Annotated in this window: 15 protein-coding genes; 8 read left to right on the forward strand and 7 right to left on the reverse strand. The window is 62.0% G+C overall.

Translation table 11 applies throughout. The annotated features are described in order from the left end of the window. Window positions 1-50 precede the first annotated feature (50 nt). The gene (locus HF955_RS11725; protein ID WP_291075305.1) at window positions 51-3029 is read left to right on the forward strand and encodes an adenylate/guanylate cyclase domain-containing protein; all 2979 of its coding nucleotides are present in this window, start codon (window positions 51-53) and stop codon (window positions 3027-3029) included. On the opposite strand, the gene HF955_RS11730 is transcribed toward HF955_RS11725, so the two are convergent. Both HF955_RS11730 and HF955_RS11735 read right to left on the reverse strand, forming a co-directional pair. After that, a complete protein-coding gene (locus HF955_RS11730) occupies window positions 2953-7065 on the reverse strand; it encodes a Dyp-type peroxidase (RefSeq protein WP_291075306.1) in 4113 nt (1370 codons plus the stop codon). The genes HF955_RS11725 and HF955_RS11730 overlap by 77 nt on opposite strands. A gap of 128 nt (window positions 7066-7193) precedes the next feature. After that, window positions 7194-7838: a Crp/Fnr family transcriptional regulator gene (locus HF955_RS11735; RefSeq protein WP_291075307.1), complete on the reverse strand. Its 645-nt coding sequence runs from the start codon at window positions 7836-7838 to the stop codon at window positions 7194-7196. A 378-nt stretch (window positions 7839-8216) separates the two neighbouring features. On the opposite strand from HF955_RS11735, the gene HF955_RS11740 reads away from it, so the two are divergent. The 4 genes from HF955_RS11740 (at window position 8217) to HF955_RS11755 (ending at window position 15147) form a co-directional block, all read left to right on the forward strand. Further along, window positions 8217-10727, forward strand: coding sequence for a glycosyl hydrolase 115 family protein (locus tag HF955_RS11740; protein ID WP_291075308.1), 2511 nt, complete (start codon window positions 8217-8219; stop codon window positions 10725-10727). 176 nt (window positions 10728-10903) lie between these two features. Continuing rightward, entirely contained in the window at window positions 10904-13048 is a 2145-nt protein-coding gene (locus HF955_RS11745; protein WP_291075309.1) for a TonB-dependent siderophore receptor, read from the forward strand. Between the two features lie 12 nt (window positions 13049-13060). Beyond that, window positions 13061-13639 (forward strand): hypothetical protein, encoded by a 579-nt coding sequence (locus HF955_RS11750; protein WP_291075310.1) that lies wholly within the window; start codon window positions 13061-13063, stop codon window positions 13637-13639. A gap of 17 nt (window positions 13640-13656) precedes the next feature. Continuing rightward, entirely contained in the window at window positions 13657-15147 is a 1491-nt protein-coding gene (locus HF955_RS11755; protein WP_291075311.1) for a PepSY domain-containing protein, read from the forward strand. Between the two features lie 13 nt (window positions 15148-15160). On the opposite strand, the gene HF955_RS11760 is transcribed toward HF955_RS11755, so the two are convergent. The 4 genes from HF955_RS11760 to HF955_RS11775 form a co-directional block, all read right to left on the reverse strand. Beyond that, entirely contained in the window at window positions 15161-16102 is a 942-nt protein-coding gene (locus tag HF955_RS11760; RefSeq protein ID WP_291075312.1) for a hypothetical protein, read from the reverse strand. A gap of 82 nt (window positions 16103-16184) precedes the next feature. Beyond that, window positions 16185-19439, reverse strand: coding sequence for an error-prone DNA polymerase (locus HF955_RS11765; RefSeq protein WP_291075313.1), 3255 nt, complete (start codon window positions 19437-19439; stop codon window positions 16185-16187). Further along, window positions 19436-21160 (reverse strand): DNA polymerase Y family protein, encoded by a 1725-nt coding sequence (locus HF955_RS11770; RefSeq protein ID WP_291075314.1) that lies wholly within the window; start codon window positions 21158-21160, stop codon window positions 19436-19438. Before HF955_RS11770 ends, HF955_RS11765 begins: the two co-directional genes overlap by 4 nt. Beyond that, entirely contained in the window at window positions 21048-21788 is a 741-nt protein-coding gene (locus HF955_RS11775) for a hypothetical protein (RefSeq protein ID WP_291075315.1), read from the reverse strand. Before HF955_RS11775 ends, HF955_RS11770 begins: the two co-directional genes overlap by 113 nt. Window positions 21789-21949: 161 nt before the next feature. Between HF955_RS11775 and HF955_RS11780 the strand changes: the two genes are divergently transcribed. The 3 genes from HF955_RS11780 to HF955_RS11790 are packed head-to-tail and all read left to right on the forward strand — an operon-like array spanning window position 21950 to window position 24722. Next, a complete protein-coding gene (locus HF955_RS11780; RefSeq protein ID WP_291075316.1) occupies window positions 21950-23332 on the forward strand; it encodes an anthranilate synthase component I family protein in 1383 nt (460 codons plus the stop codon). Further along, window positions 23329-23913, forward strand: a complete 585-nt coding sequence (locus HF955_RS11785) for an aminodeoxychorismate/anthranilate synthase component II (protein ID WP_291075317.1) — start codon at window positions 23329-23331, stop codon at window positions 23911-23913. The genes HF955_RS11780 and HF955_RS11785 overlap by 4 nt, the downstream gene beginning before the upstream one ends. After that, window positions 23910-24722, forward strand: coding sequence for an aminotransferase class IV (locus HF955_RS11790; protein ID WP_291075318.1), 813 nt, complete (start codon window positions 23910-23912; stop codon window positions 24720-24722). The genes HF955_RS11785 and HF955_RS11790 overlap by 4 nt, the downstream gene beginning before the upstream one ends. On the opposite strand, the gene ald is transcribed toward HF955_RS11790, so the two are convergent. Beyond that, window positions 24719-25834 (reverse strand): alanine dehydrogenase, encoded by a 1116-nt coding sequence (gene ald, locus HF955_RS11795; RefSeq protein ID WP_291075319.1) that lies wholly within the window; start codon window positions 25832-25834, stop codon window positions 24719-24721. The two genes, HF955_RS11790 and ald, sit on opposite strands and share 4 nt — an antisense overlap. Between the last annotated feature and the right edge of the window lie 92 nt (window positions 25835-25926).

A 25926-nucleotide genomic window follows, 5' to 3' on the forward strand; every position in this document is an offset into this window, starting at 1 on the left:
GTGGCGTTGTCACAGGGGCAGATGGTCAGGACATGTCACAGGAAACGACCTTGAAACAACGACAAGTTGTGACTGTGGTTGTTTGCGACATATCGGAATCCACCCGACTCGCAGAGAATCTGGAGCTGGAGGAGTATAGCGCACTGCTCCATGAGTTCCGCGAGCGGGCGGACGGCATCATCTCCGATCTTGGCGGAAGCCTGATCCGGATTGACGGTGACGGGCTGATCTTCATCTTCGGCTATCCCGACAGTCACGAGGATGCCCCCCGGCGGGCCATAGAATCCGTGTTGCGGCTGAAGGTCTGGGCGGAAGGGTTCGGTGCCCGGTATGCCGGCCTCGGCCTGGCGGTGCGGCTGCATACCGGCATTCATTCCGGTGTCGTGCTGCTGCAGGATGGTGATTTGTCCCGGGGGCGGTATGAAATTCTGGGGGATACGACCAATGTCGCCTCCCGGCTGTGCAGTGTTGCTGGTCCCGGCGAAATCGTCATCAGTTGCGACGCGCTGGGTGCCGACCGACACTTCTTCGTAACCACCGAGCCGGAACTGGTAAGCATTCGCGCCCGGCAGCAGAAACAATTCATCTGCCGGGTGCTCGGCCGCCGGGACGAGGAGGGCCCGCTGGCGCCGAATCTGCGTCACTCGTCCATCCCCCTTCATGGCCGCGACCGCGAAGTGGACTGGCTGACCGGATTTGTCGAGCGTCAGCGCCCCGAGACCGTCGCGGTCATCCGGGCAGAGGCCGGCATGGGGAAAAGCCGCTTGCTGTCAGACATGCTCGAACGGTGCGAATCCCTGCACTGCAGCGCCCATTGGAGCTATTGCAGTTCCTATCGCGGCAGCGCGCAGATGGATCCCATCTGGCAGATCGGGCGCTCGCTACTTCAGGCACTGGTCTACAAGGGGGCCTTCAAGTCTGACGAGGCGGAAGATCTCCAGCTTTGGGATGCTTTGCAGGCGGACTATCCAGCCGATATGAGAATGCGGCGCGACGAACTTGCATCGCTGTTCGCACGGGCCATCAGAACATTGCGCCGCTGGTATTCCAGTGTGCTGGTGATCCTCGATGACTGGCACTGGGCTGACAGTGCAAGCCGGGAATTTCTGGAGATCGTGCTGGAGGACATGCCGGAAGGCCTCCTGATCGTCATTGCCGAACGTGACGGCCAGAACGTCGCGCCGCTGCCGGAGCAGGCCGCACACCTGACCCTGGAGCCCTTGACGGAGCCGGAGGGGCGTAAAATTGTCGAACACATCGCGCCGATGCTGGACCCATTGTCGGTCAGCGACATCTTTACCCTGTCAGGTGGCAATCCTCTGTTTCTGGAGGAGCTGAGCCACGCGGCCCGGCTCAGTCAGACCGCTCGCCTTTCCAGGCGGTCAGATGCCTGGCTGGAATCCATTGTCCAGGCGCGATACGCTGCGCTGAAGTCCGATGAGCGGGAAATGCTGGACATGGCGGCTGCGATCGGCCGTGTTGTGCCACGCAGCCTGTTGATGGAGGTCATGGGCTCGGAACACACAGCGTCCATCCTGGACTCGCTCAGGCAACAGGATTTTCTCTATCCTGACGAGTTTCTTGACCGGTTGCGCTTCAAGCATGGCTTCACGCGGGATGCAGTGTACGGGCTGATCTCTCCGACGCGCAGAAGGGAACTGAACGGCAAGATTGCTGCCACGCTTGTTGAGCGGGCTGCGCGGCAAGGGGGCACGCCCGATCCGGCCGAACTGGCGCGATACTATTTCGAGTGCGGCGAGACGCGCTTGGCGATCGAAAATTCCGTTCGCGCGGGAAACATTGCGTTGGCTGCCCTCGCACTGGACAAGGCGCAGTACCATTTCCAGGCGGCGCTGGAGCACATGTATGAGACCGGGCCTGACGATGAGGAGATGGTCTTTCTCATCCGGCGCTATGGCCAGTCCTGTATCGTGGATCCCAAATGGCAGATGGTCGCCGTTCTCGAGCGCCTGACCCGGCAGGCCAGGGCATCCGGGCATGAGACTTCGGCGGTCTGGGCAGAATATTATCTGGCATTCATCACTTACGGGCTCGGGAATCTGGAAGAGGCCGTCGATCACTATCACTCCGTGAAAGAGACTGCGAAGGCGCTGGGCAATGAGAGCCTGTTGCGGCGCGTCGATGCCAGCCTCGGGCAAGTCTATGCCGCAGCCTGTCGGGGAGATCAGGCCCTGACAGCACTGGATCGTTCAATTGCGATTCAACGCGCTCCGCGAACGGAGGACCGATCGCCTGTGCCGCTGGCCTATTCCCTGGCCAGCAAGGGGCATTTGCTGATGGATATGGGCCGCACGGATGAGGCCTTCCGCAACCTCGCCGAAGCCGCCAATCTGATGCAGGGCGTGCGGAGCGAGGCCCACATGTCGATCCGGGCATATCTGGGCGACGCGATGATCCTCGCGGGCCGGTTCGAGCAGGCCGAGAGCATACTGGACTCCATCCATGCGATGGCGCAGCAGATGCGTTCGGGATTCCACATGGTGCAGGCTCTGTCCTTCCGGAACATTGCACGTTTCTATCTTGAGAGAGACGCGGCCATTCTGCCGGAAATCCAGGTCAGTGCGGAGCAGTGGGCCCTGAAGAGCCAACAGCATACGTCAATCGTCTATGGGCATCTCGCCGATGCGTACGCGCAATCGGGAATGCCTGACAGGGCAGACGAGTTTGCGGCAAAGGCACTCGTCCGCGCGGGCATGGGAGATCGCTTCGGCGAGACCATGGCCCATCGCGCGCGGGCGCTTGCGGCCTACCAGAACGGGAATTCAGAACAGGTTTCGCGCCATCTTGAGGACGCCTACCGGTCGGCTCGCGCGCGGGGCTCTGTCCGGGATGAATTGCTGACGCACTGGTTTGAAGCGGCCTATCTCAATTCCGAAACGGAGCCGCCGGATGCCGAGCTGTCCGAGATGTCCATCAATCCCCGGCTGTTCTTCAATGCGGCGCCGAAGCCGCCGATGACCTCGTCCAGTCTGAAATCTCGACAATCAGGGCGGCGGGCAGGGCCTTGATCCGGCCAACATCCAGCAGAGCGGCGAGAATGCCGGTCATGCCGCCCAATGCCAGATCCTGAGCCGGGCAGGCATGCAGCGTGGTATCCGGATTGGGACTGCCGCAAGGCAGTTTCCGCGTTCCCCCGAACACGACGGACACATCATTGTTGCCCTTGCGCAGATTGCTTTGCGTTGCGGCGGACAAACCGAGGATGACCAGATCGCCCTTGCCGGCCTCCACACCCCCGATTTTCACGTGATCGGCCGTAACGGTCCGATAAAGAAGATCCGGCGCGGGCCGCACGCACATCGCGCTTTGCAGGGCCGGCAGCACAGCTTCGAGAGCTGCATCCATCACGGCATTGGAATTCGCATCTGCTGTGTGGGCCGCGAGGCGTTGCACGAACGTGTTCTGGAAGGTCCATAGCGTCTGCTCCGACAGCCAGTCATGAAGGGCCCAGCGCAGACAGCTGTCCATCGGGGCGATTGCGCCGATCATTCCGCCGATCATGTTGCGTGCCAGCAGGTCCTGATACTCCGGGGTTCTCGATGGATGTTTCGCGGCGCGCTTGCGCATTTCCTTGTGCAGCTTGCGTGCGATTGTGCCGCCGATGGGGTCCGTGTCCGGGTCCTGGGCCCAGACGGCCTCGACATATTTCAGGCCCGCTTCATGAATGGAACGTCCATGCATCCGGCCATATTCCTGAATTGTGGATGACGGGCGCGGGAAAAATGTGTGCAGGGATGTCGCCATGAAATCGCCCGGACACACCGGGCATTTCCTGCCCGTGTCCCAGCTCCACGGGCCGTCCTTGAAGAACAGTCCGTCCGGAATGCCGTACCAGGCTTGGCAAAGCGCCGCGAGGGCCGGCTGGATGTATTGCCGCCCGAGTTCCATCTTGAACGCCTTGGGCACATCCCTGAACGCGTCCGGATCGCGCTGGCGCATGGCTTCGGCATATTTGATTGCCTTCTGCAGGACACTCTGCCCGGCCTTGTATCCTGCACGCACGGCCGATTCGCGACTGTAGGAGGTCAGGATGTCATTGGTGTGGTCGGCTTCTTCCCGATAGGTCTCGCCGTCATCCAGGCAGACATAGATCGTGCCGAACCCGGTCAGGATGCGGTCATGCTGTTCGGAGGATGAGAAGGTCCCGGGTGCATAGGCGTCTCCCCGGCCAAGTATGTCCAGAATCCTCGATTCATCCGTGACCAGAATGACTTTCTGCTCCGTTTTGCCGGACCCCTGATCGAAGGCGATGCCGCTTTCGACCTTGTAGACACCTCCCAGGCTCTCGATCGCTTGCCAGATTTTGGGGGTGACATCGTGTTCCTTCGGATCCTTGGTCAGAAAATCCTCTATGACACGCTTCCATTCTTCCTGCTGCGCCTTGAGCGGCATATGCTTCAGCTTCGCCAGCAGGCGCTCACCGGACTCGATCCGCTCCCGGACCTCATCCTGCCGCATTTCCAGGAACACCCTGTCGTTGGCGGCGTCGGCTATCCGCTGTAGCGCGGCCCTCGACGGGACAAAGAAATAATCGCCCCAGGCAAGTGTGGTGAGCGGTTCGGTCAGGGTGAACCGTTCGGTCTTGCCATCGACAATGCAGGTGAAGGTATGACTGTCGACATCCGGCCGGTTCCGGGACCCGGTCAGAGGGTCGTTCCGGCTGGCGCTCACCCGGCTTGGATTGGCACCATTCAGCCAGCGCTGGATCACTTCATATTGCTCCGCGATGCTGGCGCAGAAGGCCATGAACATGATGCCCCGGTCCGCGTCCTTCGCGTCGTCATGGCTCGGGCCGTACGTCATGCCCCTGCGTAGAATCTTCGGTGCGGGGCGTTCCAGGAACTTGTCGCGGGGATTGGCCAGTCGAATGTGTGCGGAGAACGGGCAATGCTCCCCGTTCGGGTCGGCGTCATAGGTAAACGTGTTGGTCGGATCATCCGGGTCAACCAGGGCTTTCCCGTCCTTCGTACGCCCCACCAGCAGAGCGGACGCGTCGGGAATGCCCCGCTGCATGGCGCAAGCCTCGTCGAACGCTTTCATGTGCTCGACATGCTGGGCGATCTTGCGAACGACCAGGAAGCTTCCATTGAAGGCGAGCCGTTCGGTCTGGTCGGTGTCCGGAAGGTCTCCCAGCGTATTGGCGTGACCATAGATCAGGTCCCCGCGCAGGACATCGAGCGGGCCGGCATCATCGGAAAGTTTCGTGCCCGGCTGGATTTTTGGCTGGCTGATGCCGTCCTGAAATCCGAAATGATCGAGATTCGCCGTTGGCGACAGGCTGCGTGATGTGTTCTCCTCGCGGTTTTTGAACCGTCCGGGTCGGAACATGCTTTCGATACCGAGGATCGAGAAGCCGTAGCGCTCCCCTGCGCCCTGAAAAAATGCCACGAGCAGGTTGAAGATGTTCTCTCCGGGGATGTCCAGACTTGCGATGCCGGATGGCGCCAGGAACTCTTCGAGGGATGCCATGCGCTCTCCGGAAAAGAACGCGTCGACATGCGTCCGGACCTGGTCCATCGGGTCCGTGAACTCCAGATAATGGTCGAGTTCCTCATCATACTGAACTTGTGCGCGGATCTGGATGACCAAATCGATCTCGTGAGGTTCGATCGGCGGGGCGTCCCGGGCCGTTTCCGGTGGCCAGTTTCGCTTTGGCAGCTTCCAGTTGCGGGGGTGATTGTGATACTTGTCGCCAATCTGCGCGGCGCGATTTTTCATTCCCTCACGGAATTCCTTGGGAAATGTGGCGAGTTCCGTTTCAGGGATTCCCAGATGGCGAAGCCCGGAATAGGTGAAGGCGATATTGGTGAAAAACGGCGATAGCGGCCCGAACTGCATCGGCTCGTCGCCTTCCCAGCTGAACAGGTTCGAGTCGAGAAAGTCGCGGACCTTCCCGGCATCGTCGATCCGGATCAGAAGCAGTGCCCCATGCGTCGCCGTGAATGCGTCGCTGTCATAGGAGGAGAGGAGGCCTTTCTGCACCTCGCTTTCCTCGAAAGGCGGATTCTTCGCGGGCGGTGTCCGGGGCTTGATCTCTTCCAGAAACCAATTGATGGGCGCGACGAGGCTGGAGTCGATCCGCCGTTCATCGACTTCCCGGCGGCCTGTGCCGTCCTGCGGTTTCAGCAGCGGGGCGAGCAGGCGGTCCAGACCCCGCAACAAATCCTGAGTGGCCCGTTTCAGGAGTGTTCCGTCTCGTGTGGGCGTGCCGTCAGGTTTGCGCGGCGGATACATGTCTGTCAGCTTGTACAGCACATTCAGGGCTTCGAGGCCGAGCCGCAGCGCATCCTTCGGGGATGCAGCCTGAACGTCTGCTGCGGCATCGTCCGGCGTCTTGAAGGCGTGCCGCGCGATTTCACGGTCCGCATCATCTGGCGCCTGCTCCCGCTGGATCTTCTCCAGGTCCTCGAGATAGATCTTGTCGCCCGTGCTCATGCCGGATGTGGAGTAGAAGATCGCGGAATCGAGCTGGTGATCACGCACCCATTTTGCGTATTCCTCGAAGCCGTGCTCGGTGGCGGTCACATAGCCCTCGCAATTGCACAGGACGAGATCGAGGAAGGTTCCGAGTGGATCATGGATCTGGCGCATATAGGGCTCCCACGGGCCCGCGAATGTCGCGACAAGATACATGTACTTGCGCGGACGAAATGCGCTGGCTGCCGCACTGTCATCCGTCTTGTCCGGCTCGAACAGGTCACGGTCGACAATGCCGATCCGGAAATCGAGCAGGGACAGGATGCGCTTTGCCGTATCGGCATAGGGCTCGAGATGTTCATATTCCCGGGCGCTCTTGCGCAGACTGTGCAGGGCCTCCGCGACGAGGCGCAGGCGGGATTCATGGGTCACATTGGCGAAGGCGTCGATGAAGCCATCCTTGATCGGCGCCCAGACGACCAGATCCGTCGTGCCGTCAATCTCCTTGCTTGTGACATCATGTTCCCGCGTGCGGGGCCGCACATGGTGGGCGGTATTGGCCTGCATGCGCCGGATCATCGACGCCATCGAAGTCTTCCCACCGTCCGGCATGCCCGTGTCTGCCATTCCACCCATCCTTCCACTGAAGCGAGAACTGCATGGTGCAGTCTACGGGAATGCCCGTTTTGCGAGTGTGAGAAGTCTCACACCTGTCAAAGATTCTGTGACCGGTCTTGGGAGCCGAGCGGCCGGGATCAGATCGATACGCTCTGCTCGAGCACATCCCGGTTGAGTATCCGGATCAGGTCAGGCTCCCGTGCCAGGACGCCTTGCTTCGTCAATGTGGATATTTCGCGCGAGACATTTTCGCGGTCGGTGTTGAGTCGCCGGGCGAGTTCCGTGAAATTCGGAACCGGACGGATGACCATCCCGCCATCGGCCTGTCCGCTGGCGAGTTGCAGGAGTTCGGCGCGAATCCGCTGGGACAGGCTTTGCGCCACCACGGCATTGAGCTTGTCGGTACGATCTTCGAGGCGCCGGGCCATTTCCTTCAGCAACCAGATGGCGAAGTCGGACTCCGCCTCCAGCAGGTCGAACAATTCCTGGCGTGACAGGATGGCGAGCCGTGTCGGGTCCACCGCGGTAATGTTGACGCTGCGGGGAGAGCCGGTCAGCGCCGCCATCTCGCCAAAGATCGTGCCGGCTGTCAGATCGGAATGCCAGATTTCTCGGCCCCGGAGCGAGAAATTCGTCACCTTCACCTTGCCGGACAGGATGAAATAGACCTGATCGTCCGTGTCATCTTCATGGATGATCACCTCTTCCGCCTTGAACAGCCGGCGACGTGAAAGCTGCCCCGTGATCTGCTGCCAACGCGAAAACGTGTTTGGCCCTGACATGAACTGCTCTCCCCTGCGGTCGCCTGGCCCCATCCGGCGAACTGTCGAGATACCTACAGGATTGGACAGAGCTGCCACTCGCCCTACGACCACCAGATAAGGCAAGCCGCCCGCTCAAGGCAATGGGGCAGGCAGGGATTTCAGCCGGAGCGCGCGACAATCGTGCGACATCCAGGTCGAGGGCGTGCATCCGACAGCGCGACCTGGGCGGAGCAGGCGGTCAGGGCGGCGTCGTCGAGAATCCCTCTTGAAGACAGTGCAGACCATCTGTAGCAATGATAGCGATAACATTTTGGAGGTGGCACAGTGAGGCATTTTCTTTTTCTGGGTCTGTTGGTCGCGTCTGTGCTGTTTTGTCGGCCGGCTTCGGCATGCACCATGCCCGCTTCGATCTGCGAGTCTCCCATTGAGGGCGCCCTGCCGCTCATAGAGGGCGGGGAACCTGCCGGAATTCTGATCGACGCCACTGCTGATCCCGCCCTGCATCATGTGGCGGAGGATTTCGCGGAAGACCTCGGCCGGGTCGGTGGCCATGTCGGCCGCATCGCCATGAATCCCGAGAATGCACCTCGGCGCGTTGTGATCATCGGCATTGCAGGTGAAAGCCCGCTGATCGACAGCCTGGTCGAGCGAGGCCTGATTGATTTGTCTCGCCTGTCGGGACAGTGGGAGGCTTTCCACGTGGAAGTTGTGCAGGCCCCTTGGCCGAATGTCTCCGAGGCTCTGGTTATTGCCGGATCGGACCGAAGGGGCGCAGTGTTCGGGACATATGACCTGTCCGAACGCATGGGCGTGTCCCCGTGGTACTGGTTTGCGGATGTTCCCGTCCGTCAGGCGTCCGATCTGTTTGTCACGGCAGGCAGACGATCCGAACAGCCGGGTGTTCGGTATCGTGGTTTCTTCATCAACGACGAAGACCCCGCTCTCAGCGGCTGGGCGGAAGACACCTTTGGCGGTGTCAATTCAGCGATGTATGAGCGTGTGTTCGAACTGTTGCTCCGCATGAAGGGTAATTATATCTGGCCCGCCATGTGGGCGCCGAAATCTTTTCATTTGGATGACCCCCGGTCAGCCATTCTGGCGGACGAGATGGGAATCGTCATGGGGACATCGCATCACGAGCCGCTGACACGCGCACAGGCCGAATGGCACAGGCTGGAAAACGATCCGTCCACGGGGGGAGCGTGGAACTATCTCACGAACGCCGAAAATATTCGGGCGTTCTGGAGTGGTGGGCTTGAGCGGATGATGTCGAAAGGCGGGGGGCAGACATTTGAGAATCTCCTGACAATCGGCATGCGCGGCGACGGCGATGAGCCGATGTCTGAAGGCACTGCGATCGAGTTGCTCGAGACGATTGTCTCGGATCAAAGAAAGCTCATTGAAGAGGTGACGGGCCGTCCGGCAGAGGAGACGCCACAGGTCTGGGCCCTCTACAAGGAGGTTCAGGACTATTATGATCGCGGCATGAAGGTTCCCGAGGATGTGACCCTTCTGTTTGCAGATGACAATTGGGGGCAGATACGGCGATTGCCGACGCACGATTTGCACCGTGTCGGCGGATTTGGTGTCTACTACCACTTTGACTATGTCGGTGCCCCGCGGAACTACAAGTGGATGAACACCAATCAGGTTGAGAAAGTCTGGCAACAAATGAATTTGGCCTATGAGCGCGGCGCGCGTGATATCTGGATCGTCAATGTGGGGGATATCAAGCCGATGGAATATCCGCTCGATTTCTTCCTCCGCATGGCGTGGGCTCCCGATGAAATGACCCCTCAGGCGCTGGCCAGGTATCCGGAAGAATGGGCGGCGCGGCAGTTTGGGGAAGATCAGGCAGACGTGATTGGAGATCTGATGACCGAGTTCGGCCGTCTCGCTTCCCGCCGGAAGCCGGAATTGCTGGACGCCTCCACGTTTCCCATTGGCAAGGCCGCGCCGGATCACCTTGTCAAAGGAGAGTATGATCTGATCGTGGATGAGTGGCGACGCCTGAGCGCAGAGATGGAGCGCATTCGGCAACATATTCCTGCCAATCAGGAATCCGCTTTTTTCCAGTTGGTCGAATTCCCGATTCTCGCAATTGCCAATCTTTACGAAATGTACGCGGCGACGGCATGGAATCGTCAATTGGCCTTGAACAATGATCCGCGGGCCAATCTGTTTGCAGACAGGGTGGAAGCCGCCTTCGCACGAGATGCTGAACTCACGCAAAAGTATCACGCGATTGAATCAGGCAAGTGGAACCACATGATGTCTCAGGTCCATATGAGCTACGTGATCTGGAACGACCCGACCGAACAGGTCATGCCCACCATTGTGCGCGTGGCGGGCGACGTGCCGGAGAAGATGCGCAATGCGCGGATCGTCTTCACATCGCCAGAGGTTGGTCCCGGGCATCTTTTGCGCAACGCAGCTGAAGCTGACCGCAATATCACGGGGGGTAAACTCGCTTGGCATGAAATCCCGGGTCTTGGGGAGTCATCGGCGGCGATGATCGCTCTGCCTCAAGGACACGCGGCAACCGACCCGGACGAGGCACCTCGTCTGGAGTATGATTTCGTGGTTCCGGAGACGACGGATGCGCAGATTCGGCTCCACCTGCTCCCCACCCTCGATACGATTGGCCGGGGAGGCGTCCGGATCGGCGTCTCGGTCGATGAGGGGCCCGTGCGTGAGTTGGTCATGGATCTCGAGCCTACCGGCGGTGCGGCCGATACGCCGGGGAAACGAGCCTGGTATGATGCGGTGATCCAGAACCGGGTCGTGCTGACGGCACGGACGGGACGCCTATTGCCGGGTGACCACACGATCAAGGTCTGGCGCATTGACGACAATGTCATTCTCGACCGGGTCGAACTGGAGTTTAACGCAGCCAACATGGACTGAGGACGACGCGGCTCGGTGAACGGTAAGGACGTTGCATTCCTGCGACAGTTCGATGGGCCTGTGGGGGAATGGGCAGATTCTCGCCTTCCATGCGATTGACTTGCAATTACATATAACCTAGTCGCGAATGAAACTGAGAGACATTCTCACCATTTCCGAACCAGGGGTATATTTTGATGCAAGTTTCGCGGGTCAGCGCAGTCAGCAGTGTCGCGCTCATTTTCGCCATGTCGGCAACGCTTCCGGCCTGGGCTCAGTCGACCGGGACCACGGACTCCGACGAGAGCCGTCAGGAAACCGTCATCGTGACGGGCACGACGGGTTCTTTCGGGGCCACGAAAAACGAAACGCCGATTGTCGAAACGGCCCGGTCGCTTTCTGTCGAAACAGCAGACATGTTTATTGACAAGGGGGCACTGCGCCTGGCGGACACGCTGACCTATGTCGCCGGCGTCACTGCTGAACCCTACGGCTTCTCGACCCGCGGTGACTTTCCGTTTTCCCGGGGCCTCAGCATTCCCCGCTACCGGGATTCTATCCAGGAATTGTTCGGCAGCTACAACTCCACCCGCACCGACGTGTATACGATCGAACAAGTGGAAGTGCTGAAGGGGCCTGCGTCCGTTCTCTACGGTCAGGGCTCTCCGGGCGGCATCGTAAACTATGTTTCGAAGACGCCGCGCGACGAATTCGGCGGTGAGATCGCGGCAGAGCTCGGCAATTTCGACCGCTATCAGATCGCAGGCGACATCACCGGACCTGTGGCCGGGTCGGACGGAAAACTGCTCTATCGCATGGTTGGCGTGTATCGCGACACGGGCACGCAGATCGATCAGGTGGATGAGACGACAACGGTGTTCATGCCGTCGCTCAGCTGGCTGCCGACCCCCGATACCAAATTCACCATTATCGGCCTGGTTCAGGAAACCGACAGTGACGCGGTCGCCCAGTTCATTCCGGTTGAGGGAACACTGTTTCCGCACACGGTCACCGGCGAATACATCGATACGGACGTATATGTCGGCGAGCCGGGCTTCAATCGCTACGACACGGATTCCCAGCAGGTCACGCTGCTGGCGGAACATCGCATCAATGACGTCTTCAAACTGGAAGCCACAGCGCTCTGGCGGTCCGGCGAAGCCGACTATCATCAAGCCTGGCCGACCTTTACCGGAGCCAGCCGTTATCTGAACCAGTATTTCGGTGCGCCCCTGTTCACCGAGACGACGGTCGCCCGCACATTCTATCAAGGGGACAACACGTTCGACCAGCTGGCTGGCGACGTTCGCTTGCGTGCAGACTTTTCAACCGGCGCCTTTGAGCACCAGTTGCTGGCTGGCATCCAGTATCAGGATGTCGAGACCGACAGCGATTCGTCCTATTATTTCGGTGGCGGCGTGCTGACGGGTGATTTCAGCTATGTCTTCGATCTCGCAAATCCGGTGTATGGAAACTATCCGGATCAGGCCGTGTTCGACGCCATCTACAATGACAATCCGGTGTCGACGGTAGAAGATCTGGGCATCTACATTTCCGACCAGATTTCCTATGAAAACTGGCGGTTCACGCTCGGGCTGCGCAGTGACAGTGTCGAAAACGACAGCGGCACCGTGGTGCAGGATGATGACGCCATCTCCACCAGCGTTGGTGTGCTCTACCGGTTCGACAATGGCTTCGCACCCTATGCCAGCTATTCTGAATCCTTCGAGACGGTGGTTGGCACGGACACCTTCACAGGCAATCCGCTCAAGCCGCAGGAAGCGCGCCAATACGAAGTCGGCGTGAAGTATGAGCCGTCCGCGTTCCCCGGACTGATCACCTTCAACTATTTCGACATCGAGATTTCGAATCTGTCCAATCCGAACTCCCTGCCGGGCGCGTCGTCCCAACAGGAAGGAGTCGGCACGCTGAAAGGCTTCGAGTTCGAAAGCCACGTCCAGCTCGACACAGTCTATGTGCAGGCGGCATTCTCCACCCTCGACGCCGAGGATCCCAACGGGTACCAACTCGCCGCCGCACCGGAAACGCAGGCATCGCTGTGGGCAACCTGGCGCCCTGACGGACAATGGACGGGCTTCAAGTCCGGCGCCGGCATCCGCTATGTCGGCGAAACGGTCTCGGAGAATGGCACGATCCGCTATGTCACCCCGGATTACACGCTGGGTGACCTGATGGTCGGCTATGAATGGGACCAATGGGATTTCGCGATCAATGCCCGCAACATTGCTGACGAGGATTATCTCACCGGATGTCTGACCCGGGGTGACTGTTTCCCCGGCCAGCGCCGGACCGTCGTCGCCAGCCTGCGGTACAAATTCTAGGGCTGACGGCAGATGACCCTGACTGACTACGCTCTTGCCACCCTCTCCGCCTGTGGCGGCCTCATCGGACTTGCGCTGCTCTTTGCAGTGTGGCGCAAACCCGGGCGGCCGCTCCTGCTGGGGCTCGGCTGGGCGCTGGTCACAGCCAGCCTGGTAGTCTGGTTCCTGGTCAATCTGGACCGGGGCGTGGCCCAGGTTTCATCCCTGTTGATGCTTCTGGTAGCCTTCGCCATCACCTGGCCGGGGCTGAAAGGGGTCAACGGCCTGCAGGCACCCGTGCGGGTGCGGAGGGTCGCGCTGGCGCGGCCGTCCACATCGCAGCTCGCTGTCCGCATCGGTTCGGGCGTCTGGACATTCCTGCTGGCCGGGCCAATTGCCGGGGCCATCGCGCTTTATGCCGGCGGCGCCCTGTTGCGCGTGACAGCGCCGGACACAGGCAATCCGGCCAACGCGGCGGTGACCGCCTACATCATCAGCCTGTTTCTCTGGGCCCTGATCAGCACGCTTTTGCTGATGGAGAAACACTCCCTGCGCCGGACGCTGTATGCTGGCGGCGCGCTGGCTGTCGTGCTCTGCGCGGCGCTCCTCTAATCCCTCGAGACTGTTCCATGGCAAAATCCCTCTGGCCGAAATCTTCCAGCGAACGGGTCGATTCTGCCCTGTCTGCCCACACTGTGATGGGGCTGGTCATCAGCGCGCTCCTGTTCGTGATCTGCGTCAGTGGCACGATTGCCGTGTTCGAGGATGAGCTGGAATGGTGGGAGCAGGCCGGCACGCCGGCGGTTCACGAGGTTTCACCCGCTGTCATGCAGGCGACTGCGGACGAGATCATGCGGCGTGATCCGGAGACGACGCATCTCTATCTCTACCCGCCACGGGACAATTGGCCCCGCTTCGTGGCAGGCGGGGACAATGGCGTGTTTGTGCTCGACGCGGACGGGACCTTCCTTCGCGAACTCAAGGCGCCCTGGAACGACTTCCTGATCGAGCTGCATTACTATCTCACCCTGCCGCACCAACCGGGCATGATCCTGGTCGCGATATTTGGCGTGATGCTGGTCTCAATGGCCATTTCCGGCCTGCTCGCGCATCCGCGCATTTTCCGCGACGCATTCAGGTTCCGGCGCAACGGGCAGGCACGACTGGCGCAGGCAGACCTGCACAACCGGTTGAGCGTCTGGACGGCGCCCTTCCTGGTCGCCGTCGCGGGCACGGGGGCCATGATCGGTCTGTTCGGCGTGGTCGCCCTTGTGTTTGCCCAGACCAATTATGAGGGCGATACGAAGAAACTGGCTGAAGCGATTTTTGGCGGGGAAGTGGTTGAACCTGACACCACACGAACGCCACTGAACGGAATTGACACGGCTTTGATCAGTCTGGAACGCGACATTCCGGACGCCAATCCGTTCATTGTCATCGTGCACGAGCCGGGCACCCGGAGCCAGCATATCGAGATTTACGGGGATGAGACCGACCGTCTCATCTATGGCGAGACCTACACCTATTCCACGGATGGCGAATTGCTGGCCACCGGGCACAATGCCGACGGCCCCATGGGGCAGCAGGTGGCCATGTCGATGTACCGTCTTCATTTCGGGGATTTTGGCGGCGCGCTGATGAAGTCGATCTACTTCCTTCTCGGCATCCTCCTGTGCATCATCGTGGCCACCGGCCTGAACATCTACTTCCTCAAACGCCGTGAAAAAGGCCGCCATGCGCCCCGTCTGGAGGCGATGTGGAGCGGCTGGATCTGGGGCAGCACCGCGATGTTCCCGATCACGCTCATTGCCAGTATGCTTGGCCTTGCGGGCGCCGGGCTGATTGCGCTCTACTGGCTTGGTTCGGTTGCCTTTTCTGTCGGCGCAACGATCTGGATGACCGCCGCATCGGCGGGGCGGGCCTTCCGGCTGGTGCTTGGACTGGCGCTGCTCGCCGCGCCGCTGCTGCAGCTGATCCGCGGCGATGTGGACGGGTCAAACGCCTATGCCCTGACGGCGTCTGCCCTGATGCTGGTCACCGGCGCCGCGTTTACCGCGAAGGCCGTGCGCGCCCGTCACGCGCCACAGGGGGACGCCGTCGCCCCGTCGCGCGCCGGCTGACCGGCCGGAAGGTTCAGCTGCCCGCCTGAGCCGCCTGGAACCAGGCGCCATTGGGGCCCTGGACCGTGACGATCCTGCAGGCTCCCAGGCCCGGAATATCCGTCTGATGCATTTTTGCTCCGGCCCGCGCGGCGATTTGCGCAGCGTCCCGCACCAATAGCGTGGCCCCCAACAGCCCCCGCGCCGGCGGGCGCGACGCCTCAAACGCCGACACCTGAGACCCTTCCGGCAATCCGTAATTGATGATCCCGAAATACGGCTTTTCGGTTGCGGTGCCGACATTCCAGGCGCGCAGCTTCATGGCATTCGCGCTCCCGACCAGGGCATCGAAGCTCTCATCGTCCAGCCCGTATCTGTGGATCACATCGAGCCCGAACACATCATGCAGGAAGTTCAGGATGGGGCCCTGGTCCTGAACAGGGCCGGAAATGCTTTGCGGTTCGCTGACCCGCCGATCCCGAACGGTTGCGAGTGTTTCGAAACGCTCCGCATCGCCGCTGATCAGGGCGCAAACCACGCCATCAGGCCCCCACAAATGAGCTTCGCGGAACCGGCCTTCAGGCGTGTCGTAATCGGCAATCTCATCCTTGAACCGGAAGCCGGCAGCTTCAATGTCCTTGAGCGCGGCGTCGAGGTCTGGCGCATAGAAGTCGATCACCTTCAGGGCTTCGCTGTCGGACCCTCGATCCGGATGGCGGATCTGGGTGTCGGAGCCGGGCGTGAACTGGACCAATCGCACGCCGAAGGGAGTGTCCGGTGTTTGCAGGCTGACTTCCAGGCTGGCCTGACCCGTAGTGCCCCAAATCATGCTGGTCTCCTCGACCGAGCGCTCCAGCCGGCCGGCTTCCGTCAATCCAAAGGCCCTGAACAGGTCAATATGGGCAGCCACGTCGCTGGAGGAGATGATCGGACCATGGATGTGCAGGGTCAGCGGAGCAGATGAGGCAGAATTCATGCAAGGGCCCGTTCTGGTGATATGGGTTTCGCACACCCTAAAAAGATATATCATTTAGTCAATTCGAGTGTGCCTTACAGCCTCAATGGAAGTCCCGGCTTCTCGGGATCACCCGGACATTGCGAGGGTGGCGCCCGCTTGAGTGCTGCGGTGGCCCCTTGCGGTCGGGAATGGGGCGGGTGACTTCATCGGCGCGGTCGAGCACCTGTTTCAACGGGTCCTGATCAGCGTCTTCGGACAGGCGGGCAAGGTCGCCGGTCCGGTCAATCAACTGGTTTGCCACGATATGGGTGACATTGTCGGCGGTCTGGACGCGTCCCTTCACCAGAAGGATGCGCGCCCCCATGACGATTGGACGAAATCGTTCGAACACGTTTGGCCAGACAACAAGATTGGCAATGCCGGTTTCGTCCTCGATCGTGATGAAGCAGACACCGCTGGCCGAACCCGGCCTCTGGCGCACCAGAACAACTCCTGCCGTCTGGACACGTGACCCATTCGGCAGGTCGCAGGCCTCCCGGGTCGAGAGCACATTCATGCGGCTATAGGTCTGACGCAGGAAGGTGGCCGGATGTGCCTTCAGGGAGAGGCGGGTTGTCTGATAGTCCTGCAGGACCTGTTCCGACGGCGGCATCACAGGCAGTTGCGGTGGCTGCTCCATGCCCTGTTCGGCGATGTCGGCCGCTGCAAACAGGGGCAGCGCGCTGCCGCTCGCTTCGCCGCGTACGCTCCACAAGGCTTCGCGCCGGTTGAGCTGCATGGACCCGAAGGCATCTGCAGCGGCCAGCAGTTCCAGGGACCGGCGGCTGATGCCGGCCCGGCGGCGAATGTCTTCCGGCTGCTTATAGCCCTGATGCCGGGCAATCATCAGGGCTTCCATTTCGTCTTCGCGCAAACCGTCCACCTGCCTGAAGCCGAGCCGGACGGCGCAATACTGGCCATGCGCCGGCTCAAGCGTATTGTCCCAGTCCGACAGGTTTACATCGATTGGCCGTATCTCGACCCCATGTTCGCGGGCGTCCCGCACGATCTGGGCCGGAGCATAGAATCCCATGGGCTGGCTGTTCAGAAGGGCTGCGCAGAAAACGTCCGGATGGTGACATTTCAGCCAACTCGACACATAGACCAGATGGGCAAAGGATGCGGCATGGCTTTCCGGGAAACCATACTCACCGAAGCCCTTTACCTGATCGAAGCACCGCGCAGCAAAGGCCGGGTCATAGCCGCGCGCGATCATGCGCCCGACCATCATGTCCTGATAATTGCCGATCGTCCCGACCTTCCGGAAGGTGGCCATGGCCCGGCGCAGGCCATTGGCTTCGTCGGCGGAAAACTGGGCCGCATCCATGGCAATCTGCATGGCCTGTTCCTGGAACAGGGGCACGCCAAGGGTCCGGCTGAGGATGCGCTCCAACTCGTCCGGGGGGCCATGCTCCGGCGCAGGAGACGGGTAGGTGACGCTTTCCAGGCCTTTCCGGCGGCGAAGATAGGGGTGCACCATGTCACCCTGAATCGGTCCGGGCCGCACGATGGCAACCTCGATGACAAGATCATAGAAGGTGCGCGGTCGCAGGCGGGGCAGCATGTTCATTTGCGCCCGGCTTTCCACCTGGAAGACGCCCAGACTGTCGCCCTCGCAAAGCATGTCATAGGTCGCCGCATCATCCTGCGGCACAGTGGCGAGCGTGTATTCCAGCCCCTTGTGCAAATGAAGCAGGTCAAATGCCTTCCGGATACAGGTCAGCATGCCGAGGGCGAGGACATCCACTTTCATGATGCCGAGGGCGTTGATGTCGTCCTTGTCCCATTCGATGAAGGTACGTGCATCCATGGCGGCATTGCCGATGGGGACGGTCTCGACCAATGGCCCACGCGTCAGCACAAAGCCGCCGACATGCTGTGACAGGTGGCGGGGGAACCCGATCAATTGCTGGGTCAGCCGGACGGCACGGCGGATCATGGGGTTGGACGGGTCCAGCCCGGCCTGGCGGATCTGGTCCGGATTGATGGCGCTGCCCCAGCTGCCCCAGACCGTTCCGGCAAGGGCGGCGGATATGTCTTCGGTCAGGCCGAGCGCCTTGCAGACCTCGCGCACCGCAGACCGCGGCCGATAGGAAATCACCGTGGCGGTCAGGGCCGCCTTCTGTCGGCCATAGCGATTGTAGACATATTGAATGACCTCTTCCCGGCGCTCATGTTCGAAATCGACATCAATGTCCGGGGGCTCTTTCCGCTCTTTCGACAGGAAGCGTTCGAAGAGAAGGCTGGTCATGGCCGGATCGACATTGGTGACGCCGATACAATAGCAGACCGCGGAATTGGCAGCTGACCCACGCCCCTGGCAGAGAATTCCCTGTTCCCGGGCCCAGGCAACAATGTCATGCACCGTCAGGAAGTATGGGGCGTAGTCCAGTTCCTCGATCAGGGAGAGTTCCTTTTCGAGGGCCATGCAGACCTTCCCGGGAATGCCATCTGGATAGCGCCAGTGCGCCCCTTTCCAGGCCAGGTCATGCAGATGTTCCTGTGGGCTCTTGCCGGGCGGGACCGGTTCGTCGGGATATTCATAGGCCAGTTCATCGAGGTTGAAACGGCAGCGCCCGGCAATCTCTGTCGTGCGATGCAAGGCGGGCTCGAACCCCTTGAACAGGCGGGCCATCTCTTCCGGGCTTTTCAGGTGCCGCTCGGCATTAGCCTCCAGCCGGAAACCGGCCTGTTCAATTGTGCAATGCGTGCGGATACAGGTCAGCACATCCTGAAGCGGGCGGCGTTCCGGGGAATGGTAGAGCACATCATTCGTGGCAACGATCGGAACGCCTCGGCGGGCACAAAAATCTGCCAGGCGGGCAATCCGCTCACGGTTGCGGCCATGATAGGCATGGGTTGCCGCCACATAGACGCTGCCGGGTGCCTGCATTGCGAACCGCTCGAGCGTTTCGGCAAAGGCCGCGTCGAGCCGGTCTGGCGGCTGGACAATGAAAACCTGCCCTTCGGCATGGGCCAGAATGTCCTCCTGTGTGATGAGGCAGTCGCCTTTCTCCGCGCGCAGCTTGCCGTCCGACAGGAGGCGGGACAGGCGGCCATAGGCTGCCCGGTCGGTGGGATAGCAGAGCAGGTCCGGGCCGTCCGTCGGCACAAGGCGCGCCCCGACCAGAAGACGCAGGCCCGCTTCCTTTGCCGCGATATGGGCGCGCACGACACCGGCAAGCGTGTTGTGGTCTGCAATCCCGATGGCTGCGTGGCCGAGCTGTCTTGCGGTCAGGACAAGTTCTTCCGCATGCGAGGCCCCCCGGAGGAAGGAGAAATTTGTCGTGACGGAAAGTTCGGCATAGTCGGTCATGCGAAGAGGCCGTGTACATACCATTCGGGCGGACCGCCCCGGCCATCGCCATAGAGGCCTTCCCGAAACAACCAGTAGCGCCGCCCGGCGGCATCCTCGACTCGGTAATAGTCCCGTGCACGAGGCAGCAGCTTCACTGGCTCGGAGGGCGTGTCCAGCAGGGTTTCGAGGTCTGCGCGGACATGGACGATCTGGGCAGCGTCAGCGCGCGGATCCATCTTGGGCGTCAGCCAGGTGCGGGCCTGGCCGTCCAGTGCCGGAGGGGCTTGGGGGGCGGCGATATGGGTCCACCATTCCGGGGCGATCCGTTCCGGCCCGTCGGCGCGGGTCACCGTGCGCGGCACGCGGCGCCAGATGAAACGCAGCGGCGGGCTATCCGGCACTTCGGCCATGACCGTGACCCGTTCCGGCGCAGACAGGAGGCGGATGGGACGCGGCCCGGCAACCGGGCTGGGCACAGCTGGCACCGGCGCGTCTCCATCAAATTGTGTGTGCTGTTCGGCGCGCTCTGGCACATGGCTTTCGCATGGCCGGATGAGGGTGACAGACCGCTCGCCCAGCCGTGCCATGACCCGGTCGGCCAGGGCGGACAGGGCTGTGGCATCCATATCCGTCGAGGCGAGGTCCCCCGACAGGGCCATGGGGCTCGTCTCCATCGCATCGGTGCGGTGGGCTTCCAGCAGGAGCAGGTCGATGCCGAAACCGGGATCAATCGTGTCGATCCGTTCGCGAAACAGGCGAAGAATGTGTTTCGGCTCGCGCACGGGCCGGGCCGCCCTTGTCTCCAGTTCCGATCGCGTGCCGTCCGACTTGAAGGCTGTCAGCAGGAAATGCCGCGCTCCGATACCGGTTGCGCTGAGGGCCTCGCACAATTCCTGTGTCAGGCGCTCAAGACCGATCCGGATGGCATCGCTGGTGGCAATCGGTTCGGGGCAGTTCAGCCGGACAGACCGCAGGGGCAGCGGCCGCAGGGGAGCGAGGGGCTCATGGCGCAGGCCAAGCGCCTGGTCGAGGCGCAGCAGTACGGCATCGGCAGCAGACCGGGACTGGAAACGACGCCCCAGGGCCTTGCGGTCGATGCCGTAGAGCTGTCCGATGCGGGTCAGGCCAAAGCGGCGCAGCAGCGTCTCGGCTTCGGGGGACAGGCGCAGGGCTGCCACGGGCAGGCCGGACAGGCCTGTCTGCTCCCCGCCTTCCGGCAGGCAGGTGCCGGGCGCGGCGCGGGACAGGGCCGAAGCCGCGCCGGGCGTGCCGGCAAGGCCCAGCCTGTGCGGGATGGCATTGCGCTCCAGCAGGCCGGACAGGGTCTCCAGCATGGCGGGCTCACCGCCATAGAGATGGTCGCATCCCGTTGTTTCCAGAATGAGGCCGTCCGTTCCATCGAGTGCCACGAGCGGTGCAAATCGTATCATCCAGTTTCCGAGAGCTGCGAGGGCGCGGGCGTCGGCGGCCGGGTCCATGTCCTCGGTGACAAGGCCGGGTGCGCGGGCGCGGGCATCAGCAAAGGCCAGCCCTTCGGTCACGCCAAGCTGGCGGGCCGGTTCATTGGCCGCGGCGATGCACAGGCCCTTCGTGCCGGATTCCAGCAAGGCAAAGGGTAGGCAGGGGTCAGGCGCTTTGCCGGAAGCCGGCCGGGCCGATCCGGTCCTGTGAGCGCGGCGGGCGCGTCTCAGCCGGGTCAGTGGCCAGTCCGGACACCACACGCAGAGAAAGCGTTTCATCATCAAGCTCCAGATCGAAGGCATGCCCGGCCATGTGCGGGGCCTGGCGGGACCGTTCGAGCACAGCCTTCCAGCGGAGCGCTCCGGGGGCATGCGGGTCGAAACGGTTGGGCGAAGACGGGCGGGGCGACAGGCGCCAGCGGGCATTGGCGGCGGTGGCCCCGTCACGCGTGTGGGGCATCAGCAACAGGACCGGCACACCATGGCGGCTTGCGGCCAGGGCGAGGCGCCGGGAGGCGGTGAAATCCGCATCCTCCAGCTCTGCCACCACGAGGGCGGCGACGCCGGACCGGATGGCTTCCTCGGTGGCCCAGAGCGCCTCGGCCAGCTTGCGCGGGGTGATGTCGAGGCTGGGGGGCAGGTCCGCCGTCACCTCCCGGCAGCCGGCGCGGAGCAGGGTGCCATGGGCCTGTTTCAGGCTGGCCTGGCGGATCCAGACCACGGGCCCGCTGCTGCGGGTGCGGGCGGCGAGCGCGAAGCCGGTCAGGGCTGCAAAATCCCCATGCGAGGCTTCGCAAACCTCGTGCACGCCGGCCTCTCCGAGCCCCAGCGGGAAGGCCGGGCTGGGCCGGTCCCGGGGTGGGGAGAGGTGGAAGACATCCTTCAGAGGGGGCGGGTTCAAGGCCATTTGTTCATTATTTGTTCTAACGCCGGAGAGTCAACCAGCCATGTCGCCCGGCAGGGAATTCCCCAAGGCCGCGCGCGGAGATACTGCGATCCGGGCGTGTCTTTTGTGCCGTCCGCTCTAATGCTCTAGCCAAGAGTTGCCGATTTTCCGACAAGGCCTGAATGCGTTACGTCATCCTCGACACCTGTGACCCGGTCCGGGCTGCCCGACAGTTCTGCCAGGATCGGGGTATGCTTTGGCTGGACAGCGCCGATGAGCGCCATCCGGCGGCCCGATGGTCGTATCTCTGCCTGCAGCCGGTCGCGACGCTGACTGTGCCCGGCAGCGACCTGTCCGGAGAAGATGATGCCTTCCAGCGCCGCGCTGCCGACATCCGGACGTGGATAAGGGGCCGCCAGCGTACCCGCATCCCCGGGGGACCGCCCTTTCAGGGCGGGGTGGCGGGGTATGTCGCCTATGATGCCGCGCCGCTGTTTTTGGACCGGTTCCGGTCCCGTCATGCGCCGCGATCCGATCTGGCGGAGTTCAGCCTGTATGACACGGTGCTGGCCTTTGACCTGTCCGGCGGAAAGACCTGGGTGATGTCCCTGGGGCTCGCATGTGCCGAGGCAGCGGAGGCGGATGATCTGGCAGATGCCAGGATCACAGCCATACTGGCCCGGCTTGAAACAGGCCCGGACGGGAATGTATCCCCGCCTGCACTTCACTGGACGCGTCCGCCGGTGGCCATCGACTATGCCGCGTCCGTGGAGCGGACCCGGTCCTGGATTCTGGACGGGGACATCTATCAGGCGAATATCGCCCAGAATTGGGGGGCGCAGGCCTGTGACGTCACCGACGCGTTCGCAAACTATCTCGACCTGCGCCAACGCACGCCCGCCCCCTTTGCCGTCTTCGGTCACTTTGCGGGCCGCTGCCTGGCGAGTGCCTCACCCGAACGGTTGATCTCGGCGGATGCAGAAGGCCGGGTCATCGCCGAGCCGATCAAGGGCACGGCGCGGCGGCTCCCCGATGAAGAGGAGGACTTGCGCGCCCGGCAGGCGCTGGAGGCGTCCGAAAAGGACCGTGCGGAGAACATCATGATCACGGATTTGCTGCGCAATGACTTGTCGATGGTGTGCCGTCCGGATTCGGTAAAGGTAACCTCCCTGTGCCGGCTGGAGACATTCTCCAATCTGCATCACCTTGTCTCGACCATTGAGGGGCAGCTGTCGGATGACCGGGACGGGGTGGACCTGTTCGCAGCGGTCTTTCCTGGCGGCTCCATCACGGGGGCGCCAAAACTGCGGGCGATGGAAATCATCGATGAGATGGAATTGCGTCCGCGCGGCGCCTATTGCGGTGCGGTCGGCTATGTTGGTTTCGACGGCGCCCTGGACTTCAATATCCTTATACGGACGATAGACCATTTGCCGGAAGAAAGTGTTGTCATGGCGGGCGGCGGCATTACGCTGATGTCCGACCCGGCAGACGAACTTTCCGAATCCGAACTGAAGGCGGAGCGCATTGCACCCGGCCTCGAAAAGGCGGAGCGGCGCGGATGATCCTTGTGCTCAACAACCGGGACAGCTTTGTCTTCAATCTTGCCCGGTATCTGACCTGCGCCGGCGCGGACGTCTCTGTCGTGGACAGTGACCGGATCAGCCTTCGGGAAATTGCCGACATGGCACCTGAAGCCCTGGTCCTGTCGCCCGGGCCCTGCACGCCCAACGAGGCCGGTATCTGTCTCGAGGCCGTGCGGCAATTCACCGGAAGGCTGCCGATTCTCGGGGTCTGTCTCGGCCATCAGGTCATGGCGCAGGCCTTCGGCGGGCACATCGTGCGCTCGGCCTTTCCGAGGCATGGGCGCACGACGCGCTTGTCGGTATCCAGCGGGGCAGTCTTCGACGGCCTTCCGGCCCAGTTCGATGTGGGACTGTACAATTCGCTCATCGCAACCTTTGATGACCTGCCGGACATGCTGCAGGTCGATGCCGTGTCCGGAGAAGGAGAAATCATGGCGCTGTCGCACCGCATGCACCCTCTATTTGGCGTTCAGTTCCACCCGGAATCGATCCTGACCGAATACGGGCAGGAATTGATTGGTAATTTCGTCCGGATTGCGAGGGACTGGAGGGCCATATGATTCTGTCTCAAGCCTCTGCGGCGCCGGAGCATTCAGCTGCATTCGATCTCAGGGACCGTGGTCTTCTTCTGGCGGACGGGATTTTCGACACCTCTCTGGTGATCGACGGCGGCGTGGTGCTCGAAGCGGCGCACCTCAACCGGCTGATGGATGCGGCGCAGGCTCTGCAAATCCCCGTCGAGCGGACCGCGCTTGCGCGGGTGATGCGTGAGGCCGTCACAGGTGTCCGGTCCGGCGCGCTGAGAATTACCGTGACGCGCGGTGCGGGCGCTCGCGGTCTGACCGGGCAGGGCGATGTGGCGCCGACGCTACTGGCTGCCGTCACGCCTTATGATGCCAGCACGCCGCCAGAGCCGGCGCGTGTCATGGAAAGCGAGATCCTGCGCAATCCCACTTCGGTGACGGCACGTTACAAGACCCTGTCCTATACGGACAATGTGGTTGCGCTTCGGGACGCTGAGGCCGCAGGGTTTGATGACGTGTTCTTCTTCACGCCGGACGGCCACCTGTCCTGTGCATCCGTTGCGAATGTGTTCGTGCAGACCGGCACGGACATCATCACTCCGCCGGTGAGCGACGGCGCCTTGCCGGGCGTGATGCGGAACTGGTTGCTGTCCCATGGCCAGCTCGGCGGGTGGGCCCTGTCGGAGCGCCGCGTCACTCGGGCGGACCTGCGATCAGCCGAGCGCGTATTCCTGACCAACAGTTTGCGCCTGTTCCAGCCCGTTGCCGCGTTTGGAGCAACCAGCTTCGGGCCAGACCTGCCGGCCGGGCTGGACGGATTGAGACGCCAGTTGCTGTCGCGCTAGGCGAGTGCGTCGGCGAGGGGCGTCAGGTCCAGGCCGAGGCTTTCGGCCACGGCTTCGCAAGTGACCTTGCCATTCCAGACATTGAGGCCGGCGGCCAGGTGCGGATCGGCATTGAGCGCCGCTTTCCAGCCACGGTCGGCTATGTGCAATGCATGGGGCAACGTCGCATTGTTCAGGGCATATGTGGAGGTGCGGGCGACTGCGCCCGGCATGTTGGCCACGCAGTAATGAACGATGTCATCCACAACATAGGTGGGGGCATCGTGCGTGGTCGGACGGGATGTCTCGAAACAGCCGCCCTGATCGATTGCAACATCGACCATTACGGCGCCGGGCTGCATGATCGACAGCATGTCCTTGGTAACCAGTTTGGGTGCGGCCGATCCCGGCACGAGTACGGCGCCAATCACGAGGTCGGCATGAGCGATTTCCTGTTCGAGAGTCGCGCGGGTCGAGTAGACCGTGTTGGCACTGGCCTCGAAATGGGTCGCCAGTTTCTCCAGAACGGCCGGGCTGCGGTCCAGAATGGTGACATCGGCATGCATTCCAACGGCCATCTGGGCTGCGTTGAAGCCGACCACGCCGCCGCCGATGACAACAACTCGGCTTGCCCGCACCCCGGGCACGCCGCCAATCAGTACGCCGCGGCCTCCCTTGGCCTTTTCGAGCGCCGAAGCGCCCGCCTGCACGGCCAGTCGCCCGGCAACCTGGCTCATGGGTTTCAGCAGGGGCAGGCCGCCGCTCCGGTCCGTAACGGTTTCATAGGCAATGCAGGTGGCGCCCGAGGCCATCAGATCGCGCGTCTGTTCCGGATCGGGCGCGAGATGCAGATAGGTAAACAGGATCTGGCCGGGACGGAGCTGTGCCCGTTCCGGGGCGAGGGGCTCTTTCACCTTGATGATCATCTCGCACGTCGCAAACACGTCTGCCGCGCTGTCGGCAATGTCGGCTCCCACGGCGCGATAGGCGTCATCGGTGGCGCCGATGCCCATCCCGGCCTGTGTCTCGACCAGGACCTTGTGCCCCCGATTGACGAACTCGCTGACGCTTTCCGGTGTCAGTCCCACCCGGAATTCGTTATTCTTGATCTCTTTTGGTACACCGATCTGCATGCTTGTCCTCCCGGAGGGTGAGATGGCCTGAATTCTCGCCGATATCGTATAAAATATGCCCGCATGTCCAGAGGTATTGTATGTTTATTCCA

It is taken from the genome of Hyphomonas sp. (assembly GCF_017792385.1).
Lineage (GTDB): Bacteria > Pseudomonadota > Alphaproteobacteria > Caulobacterales > Hyphomonadaceae > Hyphomonas.